Raw genomic sequence first — 21,165 nt, 5'->3', positions numbered from 1 at the left:
TTACACCCTCTTCTTTGTTAATTTAAGTAATACTTTGCTCAAGCTTTCTTCCGTAAGATCCTCAGCATCAGCAAAATCTGATACTGTAAAAGCTGACTCTGTTGTTGGTTTATTAATAAGTTGAAGAAGATGCCTCAACATACCATCTGCTATCGCTTGAATTTTTAATCTAGAAAACTGTTCTCTACTATATATCCAAACAAAATGTAACTTCTCATCTTTTACCATACCGATAACCTCAATTAGATGAGATGGCTTGGAATCTGGAGCATGATCTAAAAATGTAAACCCTGTCTCTTGCATAAACAAAGATTCTTTTGAAAACACTTGATCAAATTGGCCCAAATAGTTAAAGCTTATTGAAGGCTTTTGCTGATAAAACGGAAGTAATTCTTTTTTCAAGTAACGTAAAATACCATAATCAACTCCGCGATTCGGAATTTGACGCAATTGATCTTTTACAGCCTTTAATCCTTCAATAGGTGTTTTAGTTCCTTGAAAATTCAGATGAACAGGATAAATACTCGTGAACCAGCCCACTGTCCGTGATAGATCAATACCTTCAACCATCTCTTCTCTCCCGTGTCCTTCTAGATGAATAGAAACCGTTTGCTGATTTGTAAAATCGACGATAGCTTGTCCTAATGCCGCCAATAGTACCTCATTAATCCTTGTCTTATGAGTCACTGGAACTTCTTGTAACAATGCATGTGTTTCTTCTACTCCTAAAGTCCTCGTCACTTGATCAATCGATTCTTCTGTTGTTTCTTGCATTGGATAGTCCATTGGAATTTTCATCGTTTCTTTTTCTACCCGTTCATTCCAATAATCTTGTACTTCTTTTGAAATACCCGAATCACTGTATGCCTGCAGGCGTTCCGACCACTCTTTAAAAGATGTACTTTTCGCAGGTAGGCGAACTCCTTGACCTTGTTTCATCTGGTTATATACCGCCTGTAAATCTTCCAATAGAATTCTCCACGATACTCCATCTACTACTAAATGATGAATCACCCAGAATATTCGATCATTTCCAGACAAGGTGTCCTCAAAGTAAACTACTCTCATTAACGGACCTGTAACTAAATTGAAACTAGTTTGAGTAATGTTCATCTCTTCTTGTATTACTTTATTCCACGCTTGTTCATTAGCTTTGTTCCGTTTTACCACATGAAGTACAGAATGCTCATCAGTCCCTTCATTTCTCTGCCTCCACGTTCCATTTGGTAACTGTTCGTACCGGAAACGTAAAGCATCATGATGTTTTAGTAAGTTTAAGATCGCTCCTTCTAGTAACTTCACGTCCAATCTCTCTTTTACTCTTAAAAGCATCGATTGATTCCAATGCTCCGGACGTGAATGTTCTTGCTCGAAGAACCAGTACTGAATTGGAGTAAGGGGCACTTCTCCTGTCACAATTCCCTGCTCCGCTTGTACTCCCTGAGTTTCTATAGCCACTTGTGCCAACTCGGCAATGGTTGGGCATTCAAACATTTGCTTTGGAGTAAGTTTTAATCCCTCTTGACTTGCTTGAGATATGATTTGAATACTGAGAATCGAGTCGCCACCAATTTCAAAGAAATTATCATGGATTCCTACCTTTTTAACACCTAATACTTGCTTCCAGATGGTAGCCAGTATCTTTTCGTTACTATTCCGAGGGGCAACAGCTTCACTGTTAGTCTGCTCTTCCTCCGGCATAGGTAAGACCTCACGATCAACTTTACCGTTAGCTGTTAGTGGAATGGCTTCCATCGTCACAAATCTCGAAGGGACCATATAGCTCGGTAGTTTCGCTTTAAGATACTCTCGCCACGCACCTACATTTCCATCTCCTACAACATATGCTACTAATCGTTTGTCACCCGGTTGATCTTCTCTAACAATTACAACAGCCTCTTTTATAGATGCATATGCATTTAAAGTAGACTCAATCTCCCCAATCTCAATTCGGAAACCACGTATTTTGACCTGATGATCAATTCTTCCACGATAATCCAGATTCCCATCTGGCAAATACCTTGCTAAGTCTCCTGTCCGATATAATCTTGCTTTCGGATCACTACTAAATGGATGAGGTATAAAGCGCTCTGCAGTTAATTCAGGTCGATTTAAATACCCACGTGCAAGCCCTGCCCCGCCAATATAAATCTCACCATCTACACCTATAGGTACAGGTTGTTGATAAGCGTCTAGTATATACACTTCTAAATCTGGAATCCGCTTTCCGATATTACTTCTTGAAGCATGCTGCACATCATCTTGAGTAATTGGATAATATGTAACATGAACGGTAGTTTCTGTAATTCCATACATATTAATTAGCTGCGGTTTTTTCTCCCCATACCTTTGAAACCACGGTAACAAGCTAATAGGTTCTAACGCTTCTCCACCAAATATCACATAACGCAGCTGCAAGCTTTTATTCTCATCTTCTTGTTCACACACCTGTATTAACTGTCGAAATGCGGAAGGTGTTTGATTTAGAACTGTGACTTCTTCCTTTACTAACAGTTGATAGAAATCTTTGGGCGATCGACTAATCCAGTACGGAACAACAACTAATTTCCCACCATATAATAATGCTCCCCAAATTTCCCATACTGAGAAATCAAATGCATAAGAATGAAAAAGCGTCCAAGTGTCTTTTTCATTAAACTGATACCAACAGTCCGTCGATTTAAATAAACGAATGACATTGTGATGCTCTATCATAACGCCCTTTGGATTCCCTGTTGATCCCGAAGTATAGATTACGTAAGCTAGGTTTTGAGAACTTACATCAGAAAACGGTAAGGTCTTACTTTCTTGCCCAATCTCATCTCTATCACGATCCAGGCAAATCGATTTAATATTTTCTGGTAACCATTTCAATTCTTTTAAACTTTCTTGCGTTACGAATAACTGAATGCCAGCATCCTCTAAAATATATTGAAGTCGCTGCTCTGGATATGTTGGATCAAGTGGAACATAGGCTCCACCAGCCTTCAAAATCCCTAAAATACCTACAATCATTTCTAGAGAACGTTCAACACACAACCCAACTAAAGTATCAGGTCCTACTCCTTTTTTCTGCAGATAATGAGCTAACTGATTTGCACGTTCATTTAGCTCCCTATAAGTAATTTTTCCTTTTTCATACGTAACTGCAATAGAATTTGGATAAATCATCGCTTGCTGTTCGAACAATTCATGAATAGTTACTTGAGGTGGAAAATCAAGCTTAGGATTGTTGAACTCTACTAAACTTTTTCTTTTATCTTCTTCTGAAATAATTTCAATCTCAGAAACCTTTTGCTTTGGGTTTTTAAATGTATTTTCTATTATTGCTAACATGGTTTTAAAAAAGCGGTTTATCTCTTCTTTAGAAAATAGCTCTTTACGATAGTCAATATGTACTTGTAAAGAGTCTATATCAGTCAAATTCTCAATATGTACTGCAAAATCTTGCATTTCTTCACCATTTGGAATCCAAAGTGAGTCACCACTTTCATCACGATCTCTATAATCAATCGTAGTTCCGAAAAGCCTAACATTGCTGTTATTCTCTTTATTAATCTGCTTTAATAACAAATCAAATGGGTATTTCTGATGTCGTAATGATTTACTTTGTTTTCTGGACACCCTACCAATAAATGAAAGTACTTCTTCCTCTGGATCCATATCCATTCTTAGAGGAACCGTACTCACCATCATTCCAATTAATTCCCGTTCCATTTTAGTCATACGATTGCCATAAGCCATTCCTAATGCAATATCAAGCGATGAGGTCCACCGATACATAGACAATGAGAAAGCAGCAACAAAAAGAGAATATACACTCAATTTATAATCTTCAGAAAATAACTCTATCTTTTTCTTCAAATGCTCCGATAATATAAACGTTTCACGTGATGCTTTGGTACTAACTTGGTACGTATTATAAGGCTTCAATCCCGTCACAGATGGAATTGTTTTAAATTCCTCTAACCAGAATTTTTGATCTTTTTGAAAGCGAATACTATTCAAGTATGTTTGTTCATTGGCCAGAAATTGAACATATGAATTTCTAATTTCGCCTTCCTCAGTCTCGTTATGTATCTCATAATAATATTTTGCAATCTGACTGGTAAATATTTGGATTGATAAACCATCCATGATAATATGATGAACATTCCCAAAAACTGCACATTCATTATCGTTTAATTTTATTAAAGCGAAATAGTATAAATCTGAATTAAATAATGTAAACGTTTCTTTTGTTTTCTGCTCAATCCATTCCTCAAGCAAATCTGAATCCTCCACGGAACTGAAATCGAAAAACTCAAATTCTTGTTCTTCATGTTTAATAAAATATTGTTCAGGTTCCTGATGCCCATTTTCTTTTAATCTGATGCAAAGACCATCATTTTCACTAATAACACGATTCACAACTCGATTTAATTTTGAATAATCCATTTTTCTATGAAGTTTAAACAAAAACCTTAAATTACATATCCCTTTACCGGAATGAATAACTTCTGTATACCATATTCTCCTCTGTGGATGACTTAACGGATAACATTCCTCATTGGCCATAAAAAATCTTCCCTTCAAAAATTATTTACTCTTACAGGTTCTTGTTTATGTGTAACCCATAAATATTTCTGTAGTGCAACCCCAATTACTGCAATGATGATGAGCCCAATACCCACATAAAAATAGAGTTCAATTACTCCGAAAAAGTGAACCAGTGGACCGCTCATAGCAGGAGAAATAATGAGGGCTGCATTTGCTAAACTGCTTTGAATCCCAAATACTCTTCCGACCTGTTCTTGATGAGATTCTATTTGTAGAATGACTTGATTGGATACAAACATAAGTCCACTTCCAATACCAGCTATAAAACTGATCAGATAGGCAAAAATGAGGGATGCATCAGGACTTATCAGAGTTATCAGACTGATTCCTCCAAAGCCAATTCCCATTAAAGCAATACCTCCACATATTATCCAACCATATTGAAAATGTTTTAATTTCTGAGTTAAGAATGCGCCAATTATTCCCCCAAGACCAATAATAGAAATGATGTATCCCATTTTACTCTTATCATTTGGGAACAAGCTCTTAAATAAAGTAGGGAACTGTGAGTCTACTAATTGTAATACTGCCATAGCTATTGTAAAGAAAATCATGGTTGATAATATCATCCGATTGGATAATACATAACCCCAGCCTTGTAACCAAGCAGTCCAAGTACTTTGCTGTTTCTTTTCTATATGTTCTCTTGACAGAGATTCCTGTAACCTTATTGTGGGCAACAGAACCAAAGCAGCTAGTAAACAGCATATTGCCCTTATAATCAGACAAAACTCTGGCTGAAACCAGCTCAGTAACATTCCTCCTATAAGTGGGCCCAGTATCTTGGTTCCTTGCTCAACTATCCCATTGATACTTACTGCTTTGGTAAGCAGATCAGGAGAAACAATCTGTCGTGTTAGTGTTTGCTGTGCAGGATAGTAAAAAACGGTGAAAATGGAACGAACCATTAATGCTAACAAAAGCCAATGAATATTTTGGACAAATAAAAGAACAATTGTTAATAAACCAACCATTAGATTACAAAACATCATAATTGGAATTTTTCTAAAGCGATCAGCAATCACGCCTGCCCATGAACTAAATATAATCCCAGGAAGTGCATACGCAACAGGAATTAATCCAATCATGGTGGGGTCTACTTCCCATTCAAAACTAACAATGGTCATAATGGCTAACATGTCAATAAATACTCCGAGCATAAGCAGTGAATACGCAGAGAAAACTTGTAAATAAATTGTATTTCCCCATAGACTTTTTGATTCGGTAATTTTCATAAAAACGAGCTCCTTAAGTTTACTAAATAGGGACGATAGAAACTAATTGGGTGGAATAAGAGACTTCTCCCGCCTCTTCAACCCTATTCTTTTTTTGCAGTTCGTTTGTGATGGTAATGAAATCAATAGCTTGCTTAGACTTTCTCAAAGACACTAACGCTCTAAAAGTGAGATATTGACTAACAATTAAATCATAACACTCCTATTAATGGGATTATTTTCTAAAATTAATATAGAAAACAATGAATATTCCAATTATTTCTTCTGAAAACCAGATATATTTCTATAAAACAACTAAATCAAGATTAAATCGTATCGCAGATTTTAAATAATATTAATAAATAGAATCTATTTTGAACGTAAGAAATTTGTAAGGAATGGATAAGGAAAAAGAGAGTTTCATTGTATAGGATAAAAATATTACGAGGCGTGAAAGGTGGAACAGATATGACTTATATATGAAAAACAAACTAGTAACAAAAGTGTTTCAAGGAAAAGAAGTAATTTCTGTGGTTTACAAACATGTGAAAAAAGAGAGATTTACCGTTTGTTAGGGCAGAATGGCGTTGATAAAATCATACTTATGAAGATGATTACAAATTCAATGTTGACCTTTTGTAATCGGTGAAGATGATAGCTGTGTGGTTAGTATGAAACAGCAAGCAACCACCTATACAATATGAATAGAGGAGAGGAATGCCTTATGAAAACACGTAGTCAAATTACATGTGCAAGTCTTGCCATTTTAATAGCTGGGAGTTCCCTGTTATACACAACACCAACATCAATTGTAACAGCAGAGTCCACTGAAAATGTATCTAGTTCGTCACACACAAGCACTAAACGAGATCGTAATTCCGTCAAACAAGCAATGCGAGATACATTGCATCTTGGATTCCCGGGGATACTTGTTAAAACCTATGAGGGTGGAAAAACGTGGGGTTATGCCGCTGGGGTAGCGAATTTGAGCACCAAGAAACCAATGAAAACAGATTTTCGCTTTCGTATTGCCAGCGTAACGAAGACGTTCACCGCAACGGTTGTACTTCAATTAGCTGGAGAGAATCGCCTGAATCTAGACGATTCCATCGAAAAATGGTTGCCTGGTGTTATTCAAGGAAACGGATATGATGCTAAACAGATTACTATCCGGCAGATATTGAACCATACAAGTGGTATCGCTGAATACTCAAGGACAAAAGAAGCTGATTTTTTTAAGAATAGAAATAAATCGTTTACTGCTGAAGATCTAGTGAAGTTGGGACTTTCGCTGCCCCCAGACTTTGCCCCAGGAAAGGGCTGGTCTTATTCAAACACAGGATACGTATTACTGGGTATCCTTATCGAAAAAGTAACTGGAAACAGCTATGCGGAAGAGATTGAAAATCGAATTATTGAACCACTTGAATTGTCAAATACATTTCTACCTGGCAATTCAAGCGTTATTCCAGGCACCAACCATGCCCGTGGATATTTCCAACCAGACGGAGCAAGTGAGCTAAAAGACATTACGTATTATAATCCAAGTATAGGTAGCTCAGCTGGAGATATGATTTCTACTGCTGACGACTTAAACAAATTCTTCTCTTACTTACTCAGTGGTAAATTACTGAAGGAACAGCAACTAAAACAAATGCTTACTACAGTTTCTACAGGAAGTGCTGAAATCGTCGGATATGGTCTTGGAATCTATGAAACTAGGCTTCCAAACGGTGTCTCGATATGGGGGCACTCAGGTGGCATTCCAGGGTTTAGTACTTTTGCTGGAGGTACACTTGGAGGTAAGCATACGTTAGCTGTCAATTTTAACAGTTTAGGAAAAGCTGACAATCCTGATCCTTTTAAAAATATTTTACTTGCTGAATTTAGCAAGTAGGAAAAAAGGAAAAATCTATCGTAGTTTTCATAGTTAAAAATATACTTTTCTGGTTCAAGAGCCCCAATTTATTTTCAAGAAAAATTTGGGACTTTTTTTATTTTGGTGGCGTTTATTCTTCTTAAGTTGATGGATGTACGGTGCTACCCCATGCCCCTCAACTTAAGAAGTTGGTTGTTCCCCAAAATGAAAAAATGAATTGAACTTTCATAAATAACTGTAGGGATATAAAATTTTCGTTTTGGGGGTTATTTCAAAGTCTTAGGTTGATGGGTATGTGGTAGGGCCCTGTATTTGACTCTTTTTCTACACCTAGATATTCTAGTGTTCGTTCTAACATAAGTTCAGCCTGTTGATGTGTGAGTGTGCCATGTTGGTTAAACTTAGTAGCCGAAATACCTCGGATAATTCCTGCATCGTATAGGGCTTGTACATCATAATGCCGGCTGCGAACGTATTTACACCGAGAAGATGAGTGGGGCAAAAGATGATTGCCCAGAACTGGTATGCTAGCTGTTCTTGCAGAGTTTGAGCGTGATATTATTCGTGGAAAGCCTCTTCGTAAAGATCATACGTAAATACAAACAAAACCAGCAAAACACCTCTTCTGTGTCGTACTGGTTTTGTTGAAGTCCATCTAGAATTGTAGCTAGTTCAACGTGATTGCAAATTCCGAGGTCGGCGCGCCAGCAAATACAACCGTTCCGTTCTTCGGCAGTTTTACTTTGTTATTGCCGCTCACAACGGTAAAATTGACACATACTCCCTTCTCATCATACACCGCGAACGAACTCTTCGATGGCAAAGCCACGGTCATCGTTTTCCCCGCTGCCGCTTGTGGGATCGTAAACCATTTCGCATACCCATTTGCTTGCAGCGTTACTTTGGATGATTGGCCTGCATCAAGCGGTTTTACATTGCGTGACTGCTATATGCGTTATATTCGGCTTAAACGCTCACAATTATTTAACTTATATAAAGCGGAAAAAGATGTTTTACTTCGAATACAAAAGGTCCTTCATTATATTAGTACAGAATATCATCAAGATCCTTTTGTTTCTACACTCTTTCAAGAATATAAAGAGTACCATTCACCTGAAATCACAGCTTGTTTTAAAGAATCTGAAGAAGAGGCAAGTGAACTACCCGCCACTTAACGTCCTAACGGACTGTTTGAAGTGGGGGCTTCTCGGTTAGTCGTTACTTTTGATAGCTAACGAATTCGTCCTAATATAGCTGAGTTATTGTAGCTGCTTACAATTGACTACATAATCGAACGAGATAATCACTCGCTGTACGTTGACTTACCCAAATACAGAGGATAGCTACTTCTCTTTCAGAAAATAGTTGTAATTCATCTTGAATCGAAAGATTCATAAAAAAACGTTATTTATTCTATATAGCTTTTTAGAAAAAATAACGTTTTTTACACTCGGGTGATGTGAAAATTCTTAAACTGTCGGGCATGTGACAGAAAACCCAGAAGAAATTAGCTGAAAAATCAAATAAATAATTTCCTTATTAATACCAAATCCATTGATTATTATTAAATGTAAGTTATCATCAATCGATATGTATACAAAAAAACCTTTCTTACGAAAGGTTGAGCAGAATAATTCATTTCCTACTTATCACTGAGCTTTTCCCTTTACAATCTCGAAGTAAGAGTTTTTAGGGCTTTCGAGCGACTAATATACCATTAGCCCCTGGGGAATGAAATGTAATTCTTTGGATATCTATAAATCCAATATTTTTTAACCAACCCTCATATTCTGACCAACTGTAGTTTCGGCCTTTTATTGTTTCAATAAGCATATTTAATGACATGAGAGCCGCGGATATAGGTCCAGTTTTATCATCATCAATCATTAGTTCACTTATAATAATACTTCCACCTTCAGGAAGTACATTATAACATTTTTGTAAAATCTCATGATTTTCCTCAGGTGACCAATTTTGAAGAAGCATTGAAAGAAGAATAACATCTGATCCTTTAGGTAACTCCTCTTTAAAAAAATCTCCAGTATGCGTTTTAATTCGATGAGATAATTCTGCCTGTTCAATTTTTTCTTTAGCAATTTTTAATGCAGGTGCTAAATCGAAAACTACTGCATGTAAATCAGGGTATTTTTGTACTGCTTCTATACAATATGCCCCAGAACATCCACCGACATCAAGAAGTTGCGTATTTTGGGAGAAATCAAAAACCTTAGTAAGCTCTTTCCCTGTTTGAATACTCCAGCTATGCATACCCTCTGTAAAAATCCGCTGTTCTTCAGGGTTAACAGAAATAGACTCGAAAATCCCTAGAGAATCATCTTTTAATACTTGCATCTGATCGGTTTTAATAGCTTCTGTGAGCCTACTCCAGGGGATATATTCTCTTTTATCCAACATAGTTATAACCCCACCGAAGTAATAAGGTTCACCTTTAACTAAAAATTTATTTGATAAAGGGGAATTATAATACAATTCTCCTTTCTTTGTAAGTAAACCTAAAGCAGTACATGCAGTTAATAACATTTCGGCAGGACGAATCTGAATTTCTAGTTCCTTTGTTACTTCTTTTATATTTATACCTTGTTTGGGCATTATATTAAAAATCTCTAATTCTACAGCTGATGCAAGTGCTTTAGAAGCCCAAAAACCAGTTGCAATATTCAGTAAATTATTAACTGATATATCTTCTATTTTATTTTTAATCTGACTATTCATTTCTCCCACTCCTTATTATAGATAGTTATACATATTACAATTTCAAAAGAATAAGAATATAGTATCAATCATAAATGATACAAGCGCGATGTAGAAGTCTCTTCTATGATTTCATCAAGTTGGATACGAAGTTGCTGTAATCGGTCTTCTCCTTCTATAGTCATTCCTGTAGAAAGATACTCCTTTTGTGGAATGTTTTTTTCAGATAAAGTGAATACAGCTCTCGATTTATGCATGATTCGCCAACGTTTTACTGTATCTATACATACATTAAATTTGTTAATTAATTCTTCATTGGTAACTATTATAGGTTGTATTTCTTTAGCTAGTTTTTCGATTAACTCTATGATGCTTCTTTGTTCATATGTCATATACATACGAGATTCTTGTAATAATATTCTCATAGAAGATTTACCAGAAATCTGTAGTATAGCATCAACAATGTGAACAATTGGGGACATTGGACCACTTGCTCCTGTTAGTATCTTTCCGGATTTTGAAGCGAGGCCCCAAATCATGAATGGTTGAATAGATGATAAAAAACTTTCTCCGCTAAAACTTCCCTTTTTCAAAGTGCTTGCAAACATTTTTGTTATATTTATTACTATCTTATGAAGTTCATCCAGTAGGATAGTAATAGATTCTGTTGTGAGTCCACTTAAAATTACATTCTTGATTACTGGAAATATGGATGCACCGATAGCTTCCATTCGAACAATGGTCATTGAAAAGTTTTTATGATGTTCTCTGTGCTCTTCAGTTGCCCAACAGAATATCGGTTGTAACCCTTCACCTTTAATTACATTTTCTATATTATAAATTTGATTAGAACCAATGTTATCGACCTTCCAGTTATAGAGCATTAAATTGTGAAGAGTACCGACTGGTGGCATTCCAAGTTTCTCATTAATATATTGCCAGTATTCCAAGCAATATTCCGGAATATCTAGTGTTTTTCTAGCATATTCGCCGGATTTAGGTGGAATAGTATCCCATCTGAAACTATGAAATATAATTGCTAATCGAGTACTTAGATTATTAAGTTCATAGTTATTTAATGATTTTACATTATTTACATCAAAAAGTTTCTTATGCTTTGCAAAAAACTCTTTCACTAAATTTCGCGCACCTAGATAATGTAATTCCTGTATACATTGATTTGCTAAAATATCAAATTCCGATAAGTAATTAGGAAGTTGATGTAATTGTAATGGTGTAGTATTAGGTAAAAAACCATGAGAATATTTATCTAATTTTTGAATATCTAACTCATTAAAAGCTTTTGACATTATGATTCCTCCATAAATTGATTCGAAATGCTTTATTAAAACTTTTTGGGATTTCTATAAATAGTTGGTATAGTATATATTTTCTTATTGGAGATTACTTGTCTGTAAACAGAGCGAACTTGCTTTATAAGTGTTAAGGGGACTTCCTTACTTTTGAATCGATATAGAAAATATGATATTCTCAGGACTTAGTATAATTTGATAATCATACTTTCACAATATAATAATTGGAATTAATTAGAATCTGTGTATTGAGAAAGTTTTTATGTATATTTTGATCCCTCCATTTCCTAAAATAAAAAAGGTTATGTTGGAGACAACAGGGCCTTTTTTTCGTAAAATGATTATCCCATTAAATTCCCACAAGCTACTTAATCAAAAAAATGGACTATATGCTGGATTCACTCCTTCATAATCACAACACAAGCAAAATCGAACCCACTTTGGATGTTCGTTAAACGTATCCCTGAATGATTGCTTTTTACATTTGGGACATGCTGATATTTCATTCCCCTTATTACGCTTCTGACTCTCCACATTCTCAAAAGATACATTTGTAGTTGGTATTTCATTCGTACACAATATACCTTCCCCCTCTCTTTTTTCAGGAATTTATAGACAACGAAAAAAGGACACACCTATGGCATATGTATGCGTAGGTGTGTCCTTTTGCAAGATAGATTTAGAGGTATTTTGTTACTTTCATCACATCATATTTCTTATTAATTTTATATACAGAATTTAAATTTTTATGATATTATTTCTTTTTCTCATATACAAAAGTAATCCTCTTCTGTTCGGAGTCATATGTTAATTTCGCACCAAACATTTTTCCTGTTTTCTTCGATACAAATCCTTTAATTGTATCCATCATATGTATCAAACCTTTCTTTTTTGGTGTAAAAAGTGTTTTATTACATGATAAAAAGCACCCTACACAAGGATGCTCTTAATGTGATAAGGAGTTAGATATGAGTGAATAAGGAACAACGCAGGGTTGTTCCTATACTTGTCCTTATCAAAAGGTGACATAGTAACAGCACCCGTTTCCACGAGTACTTTGGTAAAAAAGGGATTAGATGAAATATAACTTGTTTTATACTATATGCTTGTCTCTTTTAAAGTGTGAAAATGAAAAAGAGCACTCTCCTTAAGTGCTCTCTCGCAAAGAATATTGGTAATTATATTTGCAACCGTTCTATATAAGTGTATGCTTCTCAATTATCTTTATGTCTGAAATTGTTATTATATAATCCATTACGGTATGTCATATTTCGTATAAAAAAGAGTAACCATACATCACTTGCTCTCATATTGTTTACTTTTAATATATATTATTATATTTTAGTAAGCATAACTACTAAAGGAGGAAATCTATGATTAACGCAATAGGTATAGCTTTCATTATTTCCTACGATTTGGCTAATACAGATAGTTTTTAAATCGAACAAAGTAATGCGCTTATTGAATCCATCAGTTCTCGAAAAATGATAAATAATGAAGGAAAGCCTGTATTAGAAATAACATGTAAATATAACATTCTAATGAATGAAGATACTGAATGCATAACTATTAATAATTACACAGGAAAGATATCACCTTTTCTTCGTTCAATAGTAGGACCAGGTCTTGTCATAACTGAAAATTATTATTTAAACCATGTTGATAAGCCCACTAAGCATATAAAAGAAATTATAAAGGAACTTTTAGAATAATAAGGGCAACCATGCATTCGTTGCCCTTTCGTCAAATGTCTATGTTATTACTATAAATCATTTTTTCAATAGGTAACATTCACGGAACCCAACATTGGAAAACCACTTTATTTTATTGGCTGTAATTTCCGTTTTGTAGGCACTTCAAAATGTTAGCTTAATGGGAATGAGGGAAACCCCATAATTACCATCAACATTTTGGCGTAGTTTCAATATATATTAGACCCCTATGTTAGTGGCTTCCATAATGCCAAAGCGAATATCCAATTTGGGTCACCATTTCCTTGATGATTTTGAACAGCTTCATACACTTTCCCTTGATGCTCTACTTTGTCCCCCTTTGTATATGCCTTCCTCGGATCCCATTTTTCATAAGATACATTTTGATCTTTTGTTTTTATCAGAAGAATGTTACTTTGATTTGATGTATTTCCAGCTGCATCTACAGCCTTCACTGCATATTTATATTCCTTACTAACTTTTAGGTTTTGATCAGTAAACGTCGTTCCTTGTACCGTTTGAATCAATTGTCCATCACGTAATACCTGATATTCTTTTACACCTACATTATCTGAAGAAGGATTCCATTTTAGCTCTACACTGTTAGAAGTAACATTGCTTGCATATAATCCTTGTGGCTGTGTTGGAGCCTCTGTATCTGGCTTAGGATTAACAATTTGATTTACTTTCTTCAGGCCATCCTTTGTAACCTCATACATTACCTTTTTATCAAAGCTTTCGTGCTTATTATTATCTAAATTTATTAACGTTGCTCTCTCTTCACCTTCTAGGTGTGTAAGTTCAATAAAATCGCCCACTTTTACTGGGACTGTTTTTGATTCAGCATTTTGCTGTTTATTCCCATAAACTTCTTTGTTATAGACCACTTTACCTGATGTGTTTTGCACTTTAATACTTGCATATGTGCTATCAAAGTAATGGTGTGGTACACCTGCTTTTAGATCAATTTGCATTTCTTCTGTTGATTTATTTAAATTTACTTTTGCGAATTCAAAATCTCCAATCCCTTTCAGTGACCATGAAAACTGTTTTCCTTCCAAGATATCATCTGCATTTGGTACATGGCTTTTTATTTGAGTAAGAAGATCCTTCAACGGTCGCTGTTCATTCGCAAAAGCAGAAATGATACTGTTATTTAATTCTCTCCACTCAGCATCTGTTACATTTGGATTTTGTAACATAAGAGAAACGTAATCTTCCCATACTAAAAAATTGATTGGTAAAATATTGGTGGATATTTTATAAATTTCAATTTTATTATCTGCTGAAGTCATCGCTTTCGCTAACCAGCGTAATCGCTCTGATTGATCTAGTTTTACTGGGTCACGTTCAGCATTTTCAAATAGTAGCATATACGGCACTTGATTTGTCGGGCTATTATCTGACCAAGGAATAACAGTTGCATCATGACGGCTCGATCCACTCCATCCAGATATATCATTTCCTAAATTCCAAGAAGATGGCTTATTATTCCATATAAGTGCACAATGTCCAGGTTGTCCAACAGGCATAGCTGCCACTCCAAATGCTTGACTTACTTGCGTACCAAACTTCGAAATATTACCGCATACCCCGCCAAATCTGTAAATGGAAGAAAGATTCCAACCTAAACCGTAGAATGCATCATTTCCAGCGTGAATGCTAACTCCATCTTTGTTATGGGTTACATAATTAACCAAATATGCACTTTCCCCTACCTTATCTTGATTTTTAAGTTCTGGATGTTCCGTATTAATCATATTTCTTGCCCAAGTTAAATCTTCTTCTGGTGACCAAGTATTCACTACTAATCTTAAATGCCAAACATCATATGTTCTAAAGCAAGGAAGTAACTCATTATTTTGATCTGCTGATTTATAATGTTGGTACCTTGTTAATGGATTAATAGGTTGATTGTTTGTCCAATATTTTATAGGTTCAGCATGAGCTAACGATGTAGCTATCGCTAATTTTAAATACAATCCTTCGTGAGAATTTGCATCCGCATTCCAGATTGTATTCCATATCTCAAGTGCATTTACAGGATTTTTTCCAGTTGGACTACCACCTTCAAGATAGGTATTCATCACATCTGTATTTTTCATAGCCCAGCCAAGAAATTTCTGATGGTCAGCATCTTTTTTAGCAAATGTAGCCATTGTTGCAGCACCTGTTTGTGATATGAATTGCCACTGAGCCAAAGCTGCTGCAAATACTGGGTCTGCAAGCTTCTTTTTCAAGTTCTCTTCAGTCATACCCCCAACATTTCCATTCAAATATGCTGTGAGATTATTCAAATGAGCTTCAAAATTACCATTTGCAATTGCTTGATCCGTCTGTTGGTCCAATGTTTCTAAAGTGAATGTCTCTTGATTGAATGACATTGTTTCAGCTGAAACCTTTGTATGCGGAATCGTAGCAATACTTCCTAAAATAATCGGCATTGTTAATAATAAAGATGAAATCCTTTTCAAAATAATTCCCCCTTTTTTGTTTTTGACCTTTGACTGCTGCATGATTCTCGTTTATATAAAATAATTTCCATACTTAAAGGCATGAGGAATTAAACAGCCAACATGAATATAATTTGGTAGTTTCCTAACCTTTCGCAACTGGCTGACATAGTGGAATGCACCTTAGTCCCTATAACTTTCACTAATTTTACCTTTATCGAATTTCATTCTCAGATGAAATCATAACAAATTTCATTTTATAACGTGGTATTCCCACGCCCATCAACTTAAAAATTCAAAGTAAGTGGTTTCCATAACGATAAGGCAAATATCCAATTCGGATCACCATTTCCTTGATGATTTTGAACAGCTTCATACACTTTCCCTTGATGTTCTACTTTGTCGCCCTTTGTATATGCCTTCCTCGGATCCCATTTTTCATAAGATACATTTTGATCTTTTGTTTTTATCAGAAGAATGTTACTTTGATTTGATGTATTCCCAGCTGCATCTACAGCCTTTACTGCGTATTTATATTCCTTATTAGCTGTTAGATTTTGATCAATAAACGTCGTACCTTGTATTGTTTGAATTAGTTGTCCATCACGTAATACCTGATATTCTTTTACACCTACATTATCTGTAGAAGGATTCCATTTTAGTTCTACACTGTTAGAAGTAACGTTGCTTGCATATAATCCTTGTGGCTGCGTGGGAGCTTCTGTATCTGGTTTCGGATTAACAATGCTATCTACTTTCTTCAATCCCTCTTTTGTAATCTCATAGACTGCTTTATTACCAAAACTTTCCTGCATGTTCTTTTCCATATTTGTAATAGTAGCTCGGTTCGCTCCTTCTAAATGTGTGAATTCGATAAAATCGCCTACTTTTACCGGAACTTTGGCTTGCTCAGCATTTTGTTGCTTATTTCCATAAATCTCTTTGTTATATACTACTTTACCTGATGTGTTTTGCACTTTAATACTTGCATATGTACTATCAAAGTAGTTATGTGGTACACCTGCTTTTAAATCAATTTGCATTTCTTCTGTTGATTTATTTAAATTTACTTTCGCAAATTCAAAATCTCCAATCCCTTTTAGCGACCATGCAAATTCGTTACCTTCTAAAATGTTTGGAGATTCATTTTTGATTTGTACCTTTTTCTCAACAGTTTGGTCAAATAAATCTGTTAATATAATTTTTGCATAAGCATTTGTAGATAATAGTATAGATTGACTAATCTCACTTTGATAAGATTTAATATTATCAATTATCTCGATTGGTTGTCCTGTCATATTTTCATCATTATAAATTTCAATTTTACCTTTAAATTGTGGTGCACTATTTTCTTTTAGTTTCCAGGATACATTTAATTTTTCATTTTCATAATATATAGATTGTATATCAAAATCTAGTTTTCCTATTTCAGGTTGAGTAGGTTGATTTAGTGTGAATATTTTTCCTGTTCCAATGGTAGATTGAGTATTACCTCCTGCTTTGACCCATACATATTCTGAAGTCGCTCCTCCATCATATTGATAAGAAGTATCATGCTGTCCAGAAATACTTTGATTATTCCAAGAATTCCATTTTTTATCTAATAACTTTCGACTATAACCATTTTTTAGGCGTGCTTCTCGAACATCCTGTCCATTACCAGCCCAGTCTTCTTGAAACATTCCTAATCCATGATTAAATGCAACATTAGCAACCGGAAAGTCCATAATTGCAATTAGATGCCATTTATTCTTTGTTACATCTTTCATCCATTGTCCAAATTTAGTATGACCATTTTCTTGCCATGAACGCATTGTCATTCTGTACCAATTGTGGTCTTTCCAACCATAAGTTGTTTGAACCTTCAGTCCTGTTCCTTCTCCTCCAAAGAGTCCAGCTTGTGAATTCGGAGATAAGTATTCGGCCTTTATTGCTTCTTTAGAGGCAATTGGATCCCATAAGGCAAAATGTAAAGTACGCTTTCCTTTTTCATCAGACCCACTTTGTTGTTGAAAACCAGCATATCCTCCAGCTTCACCACCTGCATTCCAGTTGTGTACAGCCCAATACGTATAAGGTGCAGTCTGAACTGGTGACCAGTCTATACTAATAATATCTGAGGAAGCTGTATTTTGTGGACTCACATAAACTGAAGGAGCAGCTGAACGTGTTACTGCTTTAGTGTGCGAAATAGACGTTCCAAACATAGAAAACATGCTACATGCTGCGGTAATTATAATAACTTTATTAAATCTTTTTTTCGTTTTCTGACTAATCACTAATCTACTTCCTTTTCTAATTTTTATTTTTAAATAATAACTTAGTAGAGAAATCTATCAAAATTCAAGTAACATCCAGTAATTCTTTAAAATACTGACCCAATCTATGATGTTCTATATTCACATCTGATTCTTACATATTAATTGATTGTAAGTGGTTTCCATAAAGATAACGCAAATATCCAATTCGGGTCACCATTTCCTTGATGATTTTGAACAGCCTCATACACCTTCCCTTGATGTTCTACTTTGTCGCCCTTTGTATATGCCTTCTTCGGATTCCATTTTTCATAAGATACATTTTGATCTTTTGTTTTTATCGGAAGAATGTTACTTTGAATTGATGTATTTCCAGCTGCATCTACAGCCTTCACTGCATATTTATATTCCTTGTTAGCTGTTAAGTTTTGATCAGTAAACGTCGTTCCTTGTACCGTTTGAATTAGTTGTCCATCACGTAATACCTGATATTCTTTTACACCTACATTATCTGTAGAAGAATTCCATTTTAGCTCTACACTGTTAGAAGTAACGTTACTTGCATATAATCCTTGTGGCTGTGTGGGAGCTTCTGTATCTGGTTTCGGATTAACAATGTTATCTACTTTCTTCAATCCCTCTTTTGTAATCTCATAGACCGCTTTATTCCCAAAACTTTCCTGAATGTTTTTTTCCATATTTGTAATAGTAGCTCTGTTCGCACCTTCTAAATGTGTGAATTCAATAAAATTGCCTACTTTTACCGGAACTTTTGCTTGCTCTGCATTTTGTTGCTTATTTCCATAAATCTCTTTGTTATATAACACTTTACCTGATGTGTTTTGCACTTTAATACTTGCATATGTACTATCAAAGTAGTTATGTGGTACACCTGCTTTTAGATTAATTTGCATTTCTTCTGTTGATTTATTTAAATTTACTTTCACAAATTCAAAATCACCAATCCCTTTCATCGACCATGCAAACTGGTTTCCTTCTAAAATATCCGAAAAATTCGGTGTATCCGGTTTAACCGGATTAGAATCTGTACTTTTCCAAATTTCAGCCGTTAAATTTGGATACCCTAGTGCCGCTACTTTTTGGATTGTATCATTATTTGGGCGTAATCCCCATTTCTCAAAAAACGGAATTAAATTTTGTTTTGCTGCCTTTGATGCTGAAATCATAAATAATTGTTTTTTCGTTTCATCAGTTTGTGGAATCTCATTTGAAGGCATGTCTCTATACAGCTGATGCAACTTAGGATAGAAGTCTTCTCCGTACGCTAGTTGTAATTGCCAAAGCATTACAACTTTAACAAAAAGGTCACTAATGTCATCATAATTTTTATTAGATTGTTCTAAGTATTGAAATGCCTTAGTATAAGCGCCCTCTTGTTGCAATCTAAAAGGTTGATTAGATGTAAATGCTTTTTCTACAGCAAGGCTGTAAAGATTGACTTGTACCTCTGTCATATTTTTAAAGTTCCAAGGCGTTTGTTGTCTCATATGTCCTGCCTCATGCCAAGGTCCCCATCCATCATTTGTAAATTTATTAATGTCTAATACATGTTGGATTGCATCTCCTACATATGCAGTTCTGTGAGGATATGCATACATATAATAATCCAGAGAATGGTTATCCTCCACATAATGCAGATAATGTTTATCTACTTGTTCTTCAGATAATCCAGATATTTTATCTTGAATTCTAGTAGCCTCATCCATTTTTTTTAAGAGTTGTACAGGATCTGTGTTAGAGTCTATCAAATATTTTTTAACACGAACTGGGCTAGCAGTAATCAATACGCGCTCCCCTTTTAATTCCACCGCATGTGCATTTGGATATTGATTGAGCATATTTATTAAATCTTGTTTCGTATGCTTTCCAAGTTCAAAGAGAGGAGTAGCCGTTCCGCCTGTTATTACTGTTGTTTGAATGGTACCACCTTGTTGTTTATTATAAAAATAAATCATTCCTCCATTTGGAGATTGAATTGTGTTTGTACCTGGATTTAAAGTAAATGATTTAATTTTGGAATCTTCCCTCCAAGAAGCATCGAACGAGAAAGTTCCAATATATGCTTGTATACTTTGATTTCCTTGTACCTGAATTGTTATTTGTTCATTTGGCTTAGCATATAACCCTGTTGGCTCGTATGCACTAAAATTTCTTTCCCTTCTTTCAATATTTTGAAGTTGGGAGACATCTCCTTTTCCTGGAACTGCAAATACTCGATTTTCCACATTAACAGAATTTTCATTCTGTAACGTTGTAGATACTTTCTTTTGCTGTGCTTGTTCTTCCGCAAAGACTTCTAATGAAGGCGTTATTCCAGTAGCAAACATAGATAATGTGGCAGTTATCATCACTAAATTTTTTGTTTTTTGTTGCTGTCCCCTTTTCATAATATCCCCCCGCTATATTTCCAAATACTTATAATATGAATATATAAGTAATAGATATTACTTATATATTCATATTATCTATTGACACATATTTACACAATTTAACATAAATATACTCATTTATATAAGATAATGAACATATTTCAATTCACTTGATAAGAAGAATAATCAAATGAATGTATGAGAAAAAGAAGGATTTTAATACGTTTATTATTAAAAACGTATTAAAATCTTTAAAAATGTCAAAATATTAATACATTATGTTTTGGTACAAAAACTTCCAAGCAGTTGTAACTAATCACCTAAACCCGGATATACCAGTACTTTTAACAAATTCCTCGAAAAAATTCTCCTTCCTCAAGCGCGTGAAGGGCGTAGCCCAGCGGTAGGTGGGTGATGAATTTCGGTTTGGCGTAGCCAAAAGGCTTTGCTTTTTATTTTGCCTCTGATATAATCAGTCTTATAAAGTATAAGGGTTGGTATATCAATGAAATTAGATAGCAATAATCATTCAGTATTCTCGTTGTATTATCATCTTGTGTTGGTCGTAAAATACAGAAGAAATGTGTTTGATGATGATATGTCAGATTATGCAAAAGACATGTTTATCAGGTTAT

At 34.9% G+C, this 21,165-nt stretch carries 11 protein-coding genes and 2 pseudogenes; 3 read left to right on the top strand and 10 right to left on the bottom strand.

What is annotated here, in order from left to right; genetic code table 11:
- Genes DET63_RS16325 through DET63_RS31045 form a run of 3 tightly spaced genes read right to left on the bottom strand, consistent with a single transcriptional unit; the run spans nucleotide 1 to nucleotide 5,988 of the window.
- Entirely contained in the window at nucleotides 1–4,557 is a 4,557-nt protein-coding gene (locus tag DET63_RS16325) for a non-ribosomal peptide synthetase (RefSeq protein ID WP_113937211.1), read from the bottom strand.
- 14 nt (nucleotides 4,558–4,571) lie between these two features.
- Nucleotides 4,572–5,834 carry an MFS transporter gene (locus DET63_RS16320; RefSeq protein WP_002069669.1) on the bottom strand — a complete coding sequence of 421 codons (1,263 nt, stop codon included), beginning with the start codon at nucleotides 5,832–5,834 and terminating at the stop codon, nucleotides 4,572–4,574.
- A 22-nt stretch (nucleotides 5,835–5,856) separates the two neighbouring features.
- Nucleotides 5,857–5,988, bottom strand: coding sequence for a DnaB-like helicase N-terminal domain-containing protein (locus tag DET63_RS31045; RefSeq protein ID WP_003192741.1), 132 nt, complete (start codon nucleotides 5,986–5,988; stop codon nucleotides 5,857–5,859).
- Nucleotides 5,989–6,537: 549 nt separating this feature from the next.
- Here DET63_RS31045 and DET63_RS16310 point away from each other — a divergent pair.
- On the top strand, nucleotides 6,538–7,710 hold the full coding sequence (locus DET63_RS16310) for a serine hydrolase domain-containing protein (RefSeq protein ID WP_113937210.1): 1,173 nt from the start codon (nucleotides 6,538–6,540) through the stop codon (nucleotides 7,708–7,710).
- A gap of 649 nt (nucleotides 7,711–8,359) precedes the next feature.
- Here the strand turns inward: DET63_RS16310 and DET63_RS16305 are convergent.
- Nucleotides 8,360–8,629 (bottom strand): annotated as a pseudogene (locus tag DET63_RS16305) (serine hydrolase); the annotation flags it as partial.
- On the opposite strand from DET63_RS16305, the pseudogene DET63_RS16300 reads away from it, so the two are divergent.
- Nucleotides 8,628–8,855 (top strand): annotated as a pseudogene (locus tag DET63_RS16300) (TetR/AcrR family transcriptional regulator); the annotation flags it as partial. The pseudogenes DET63_RS16305 and DET63_RS16300 sit on opposite strands and share 2 nt — an antisense overlap.
- 526 nt (nucleotides 8,856–9,381) lie before the next feature.
- Here the strand turns inward: DET63_RS16300 and DET63_RS16295 are convergent.
- From DET63_RS16295 to DET63_RS16265, 6 genes are all read right to left on the bottom strand, one after another.
- Nucleotides 9,382–10,425: a methyltransferase gene (locus tag DET63_RS16295; protein ID WP_113937209.1), complete on the bottom strand. Its 1,044-nt coding sequence runs from the start codon at nucleotides 10,423–10,425 to the stop codon at nucleotides 9,382–9,384.
- Between the two features lie 68 nt (nucleotides 10,426–10,493).
- Nucleotides 10,494–11,714 (bottom strand): PrnB family protein, encoded by a 1,221-nt coding sequence (locus DET63_RS16290; protein WP_016097103.1) that lies wholly within the window; start codon nucleotides 11,712–11,714, stop codon nucleotides 10,494–10,496.
- Nucleotides 11,715–12,471: 757 nt separating this feature from the next.
- Nucleotides 12,472–12,588, bottom strand: coding sequence for a DNA topoisomerase I (locus DET63_RS16280; protein WP_002203966.1), 117 nt, complete (start codon nucleotides 12,586–12,588; stop codon nucleotides 12,472–12,474).
- A gap of 1,068 nt (nucleotides 12,589–13,656) precedes the next feature.
- Entirely contained in the window at nucleotides 13,657–15,903 is a 2,247-nt protein-coding gene (locus DET63_RS16275; protein WP_113937208.1) for a putative mucin/carbohydrate-binding domain-containing protein, read from the bottom strand.
- 266 nt (nucleotides 15,904–16,169) lie between these two features.
- A complete protein-coding gene (locus tag DET63_RS16270; protein WP_113937207.1) occupies nucleotides 16,170–18,161 on the bottom strand; it encodes a DUF3472 domain-containing protein in 1,992 nt (663 codons plus the stop codon).
- Nucleotides 18,162–18,301: 140 nt separating this feature from the next.
- Nucleotides 18,302–20,548: a M60 family metallopeptidase gene (locus DET63_RS16265; protein WP_113937206.1), complete on the bottom strand. Its 2,247-nt coding sequence runs from the start codon at nucleotides 20,546–20,548 to the stop codon at nucleotides 18,302–18,304.
- A 487-nt stretch (nucleotides 20,549–21,035) separates the two neighbouring features.
- Between DET63_RS16265 and DET63_RS16260 the strand changes: the two genes are divergently transcribed.
- Nucleotides 21,036–21,165: transposase (locus tag DET63_RS16260; RefSeq protein ID WP_181777922.1), on the top strand; the 130-nt coding region annotated here is incomplete at its 3' end.

The sequence above is a fragment of the Bacillus sp. DB-2 genome, assembly GCF_003315125.1.
Classification (GTDB): domain Bacteria; phylum Bacillota; class Bacilli; order Bacillales; family Bacillaceae_G; genus Bacillus_A; species Bacillus_A mycoides.
This window is presented reverse-complemented; position numbering and strand designations above follow the sequence as displayed.

Coding starts and splice junctions, on each gene's coding strand:
- DET63_RS16320 (WP_002069669.1), bottom strand. CDS start 5,834: ATGAAAATTACCGAATCAAAAAGTCTATGGGGAAATACAATTTATTTA.
- DET63_RS16290 (WP_016097103.1), bottom strand. CDS start 11,714: ATGTCAAAAGCTTTTAATGAGTTAGATATTCAAAAATTAGATAAATAT.
- DET63_RS16325 (WP_113937211.1), bottom strand. CDS start 4,557: ATGGCCAATGAGGAATGTTATCCGTTAAGTCATCCACAGAGGAGAATA.
- DET63_RS16310 (WP_113937210.1), top strand. CDS start 6,538: ATGAAAACACGTAGTCAAATTACATGTGCAAGTCTTGCCATTTTAATA.
- DET63_RS16265 (WP_113937206.1), bottom strand. CDS start 20,548: ATGAAAAGGGGACAGCAACAAAAAACAAAAAATTTAGTGATGATAACT.
- DET63_RS16295 (WP_113937209.1), bottom strand. CDS start 10,425: ATGAATAGTCAGATTAAAAATAAAATAGAAGATATATCAGTTAATAAT.
- DET63_RS16280 (WP_002203966.1), bottom strand. CDS start 12,588: ATGATGGATACAATTAAAGGATTTGTATCGAAGAAAACAGGAAAAATG.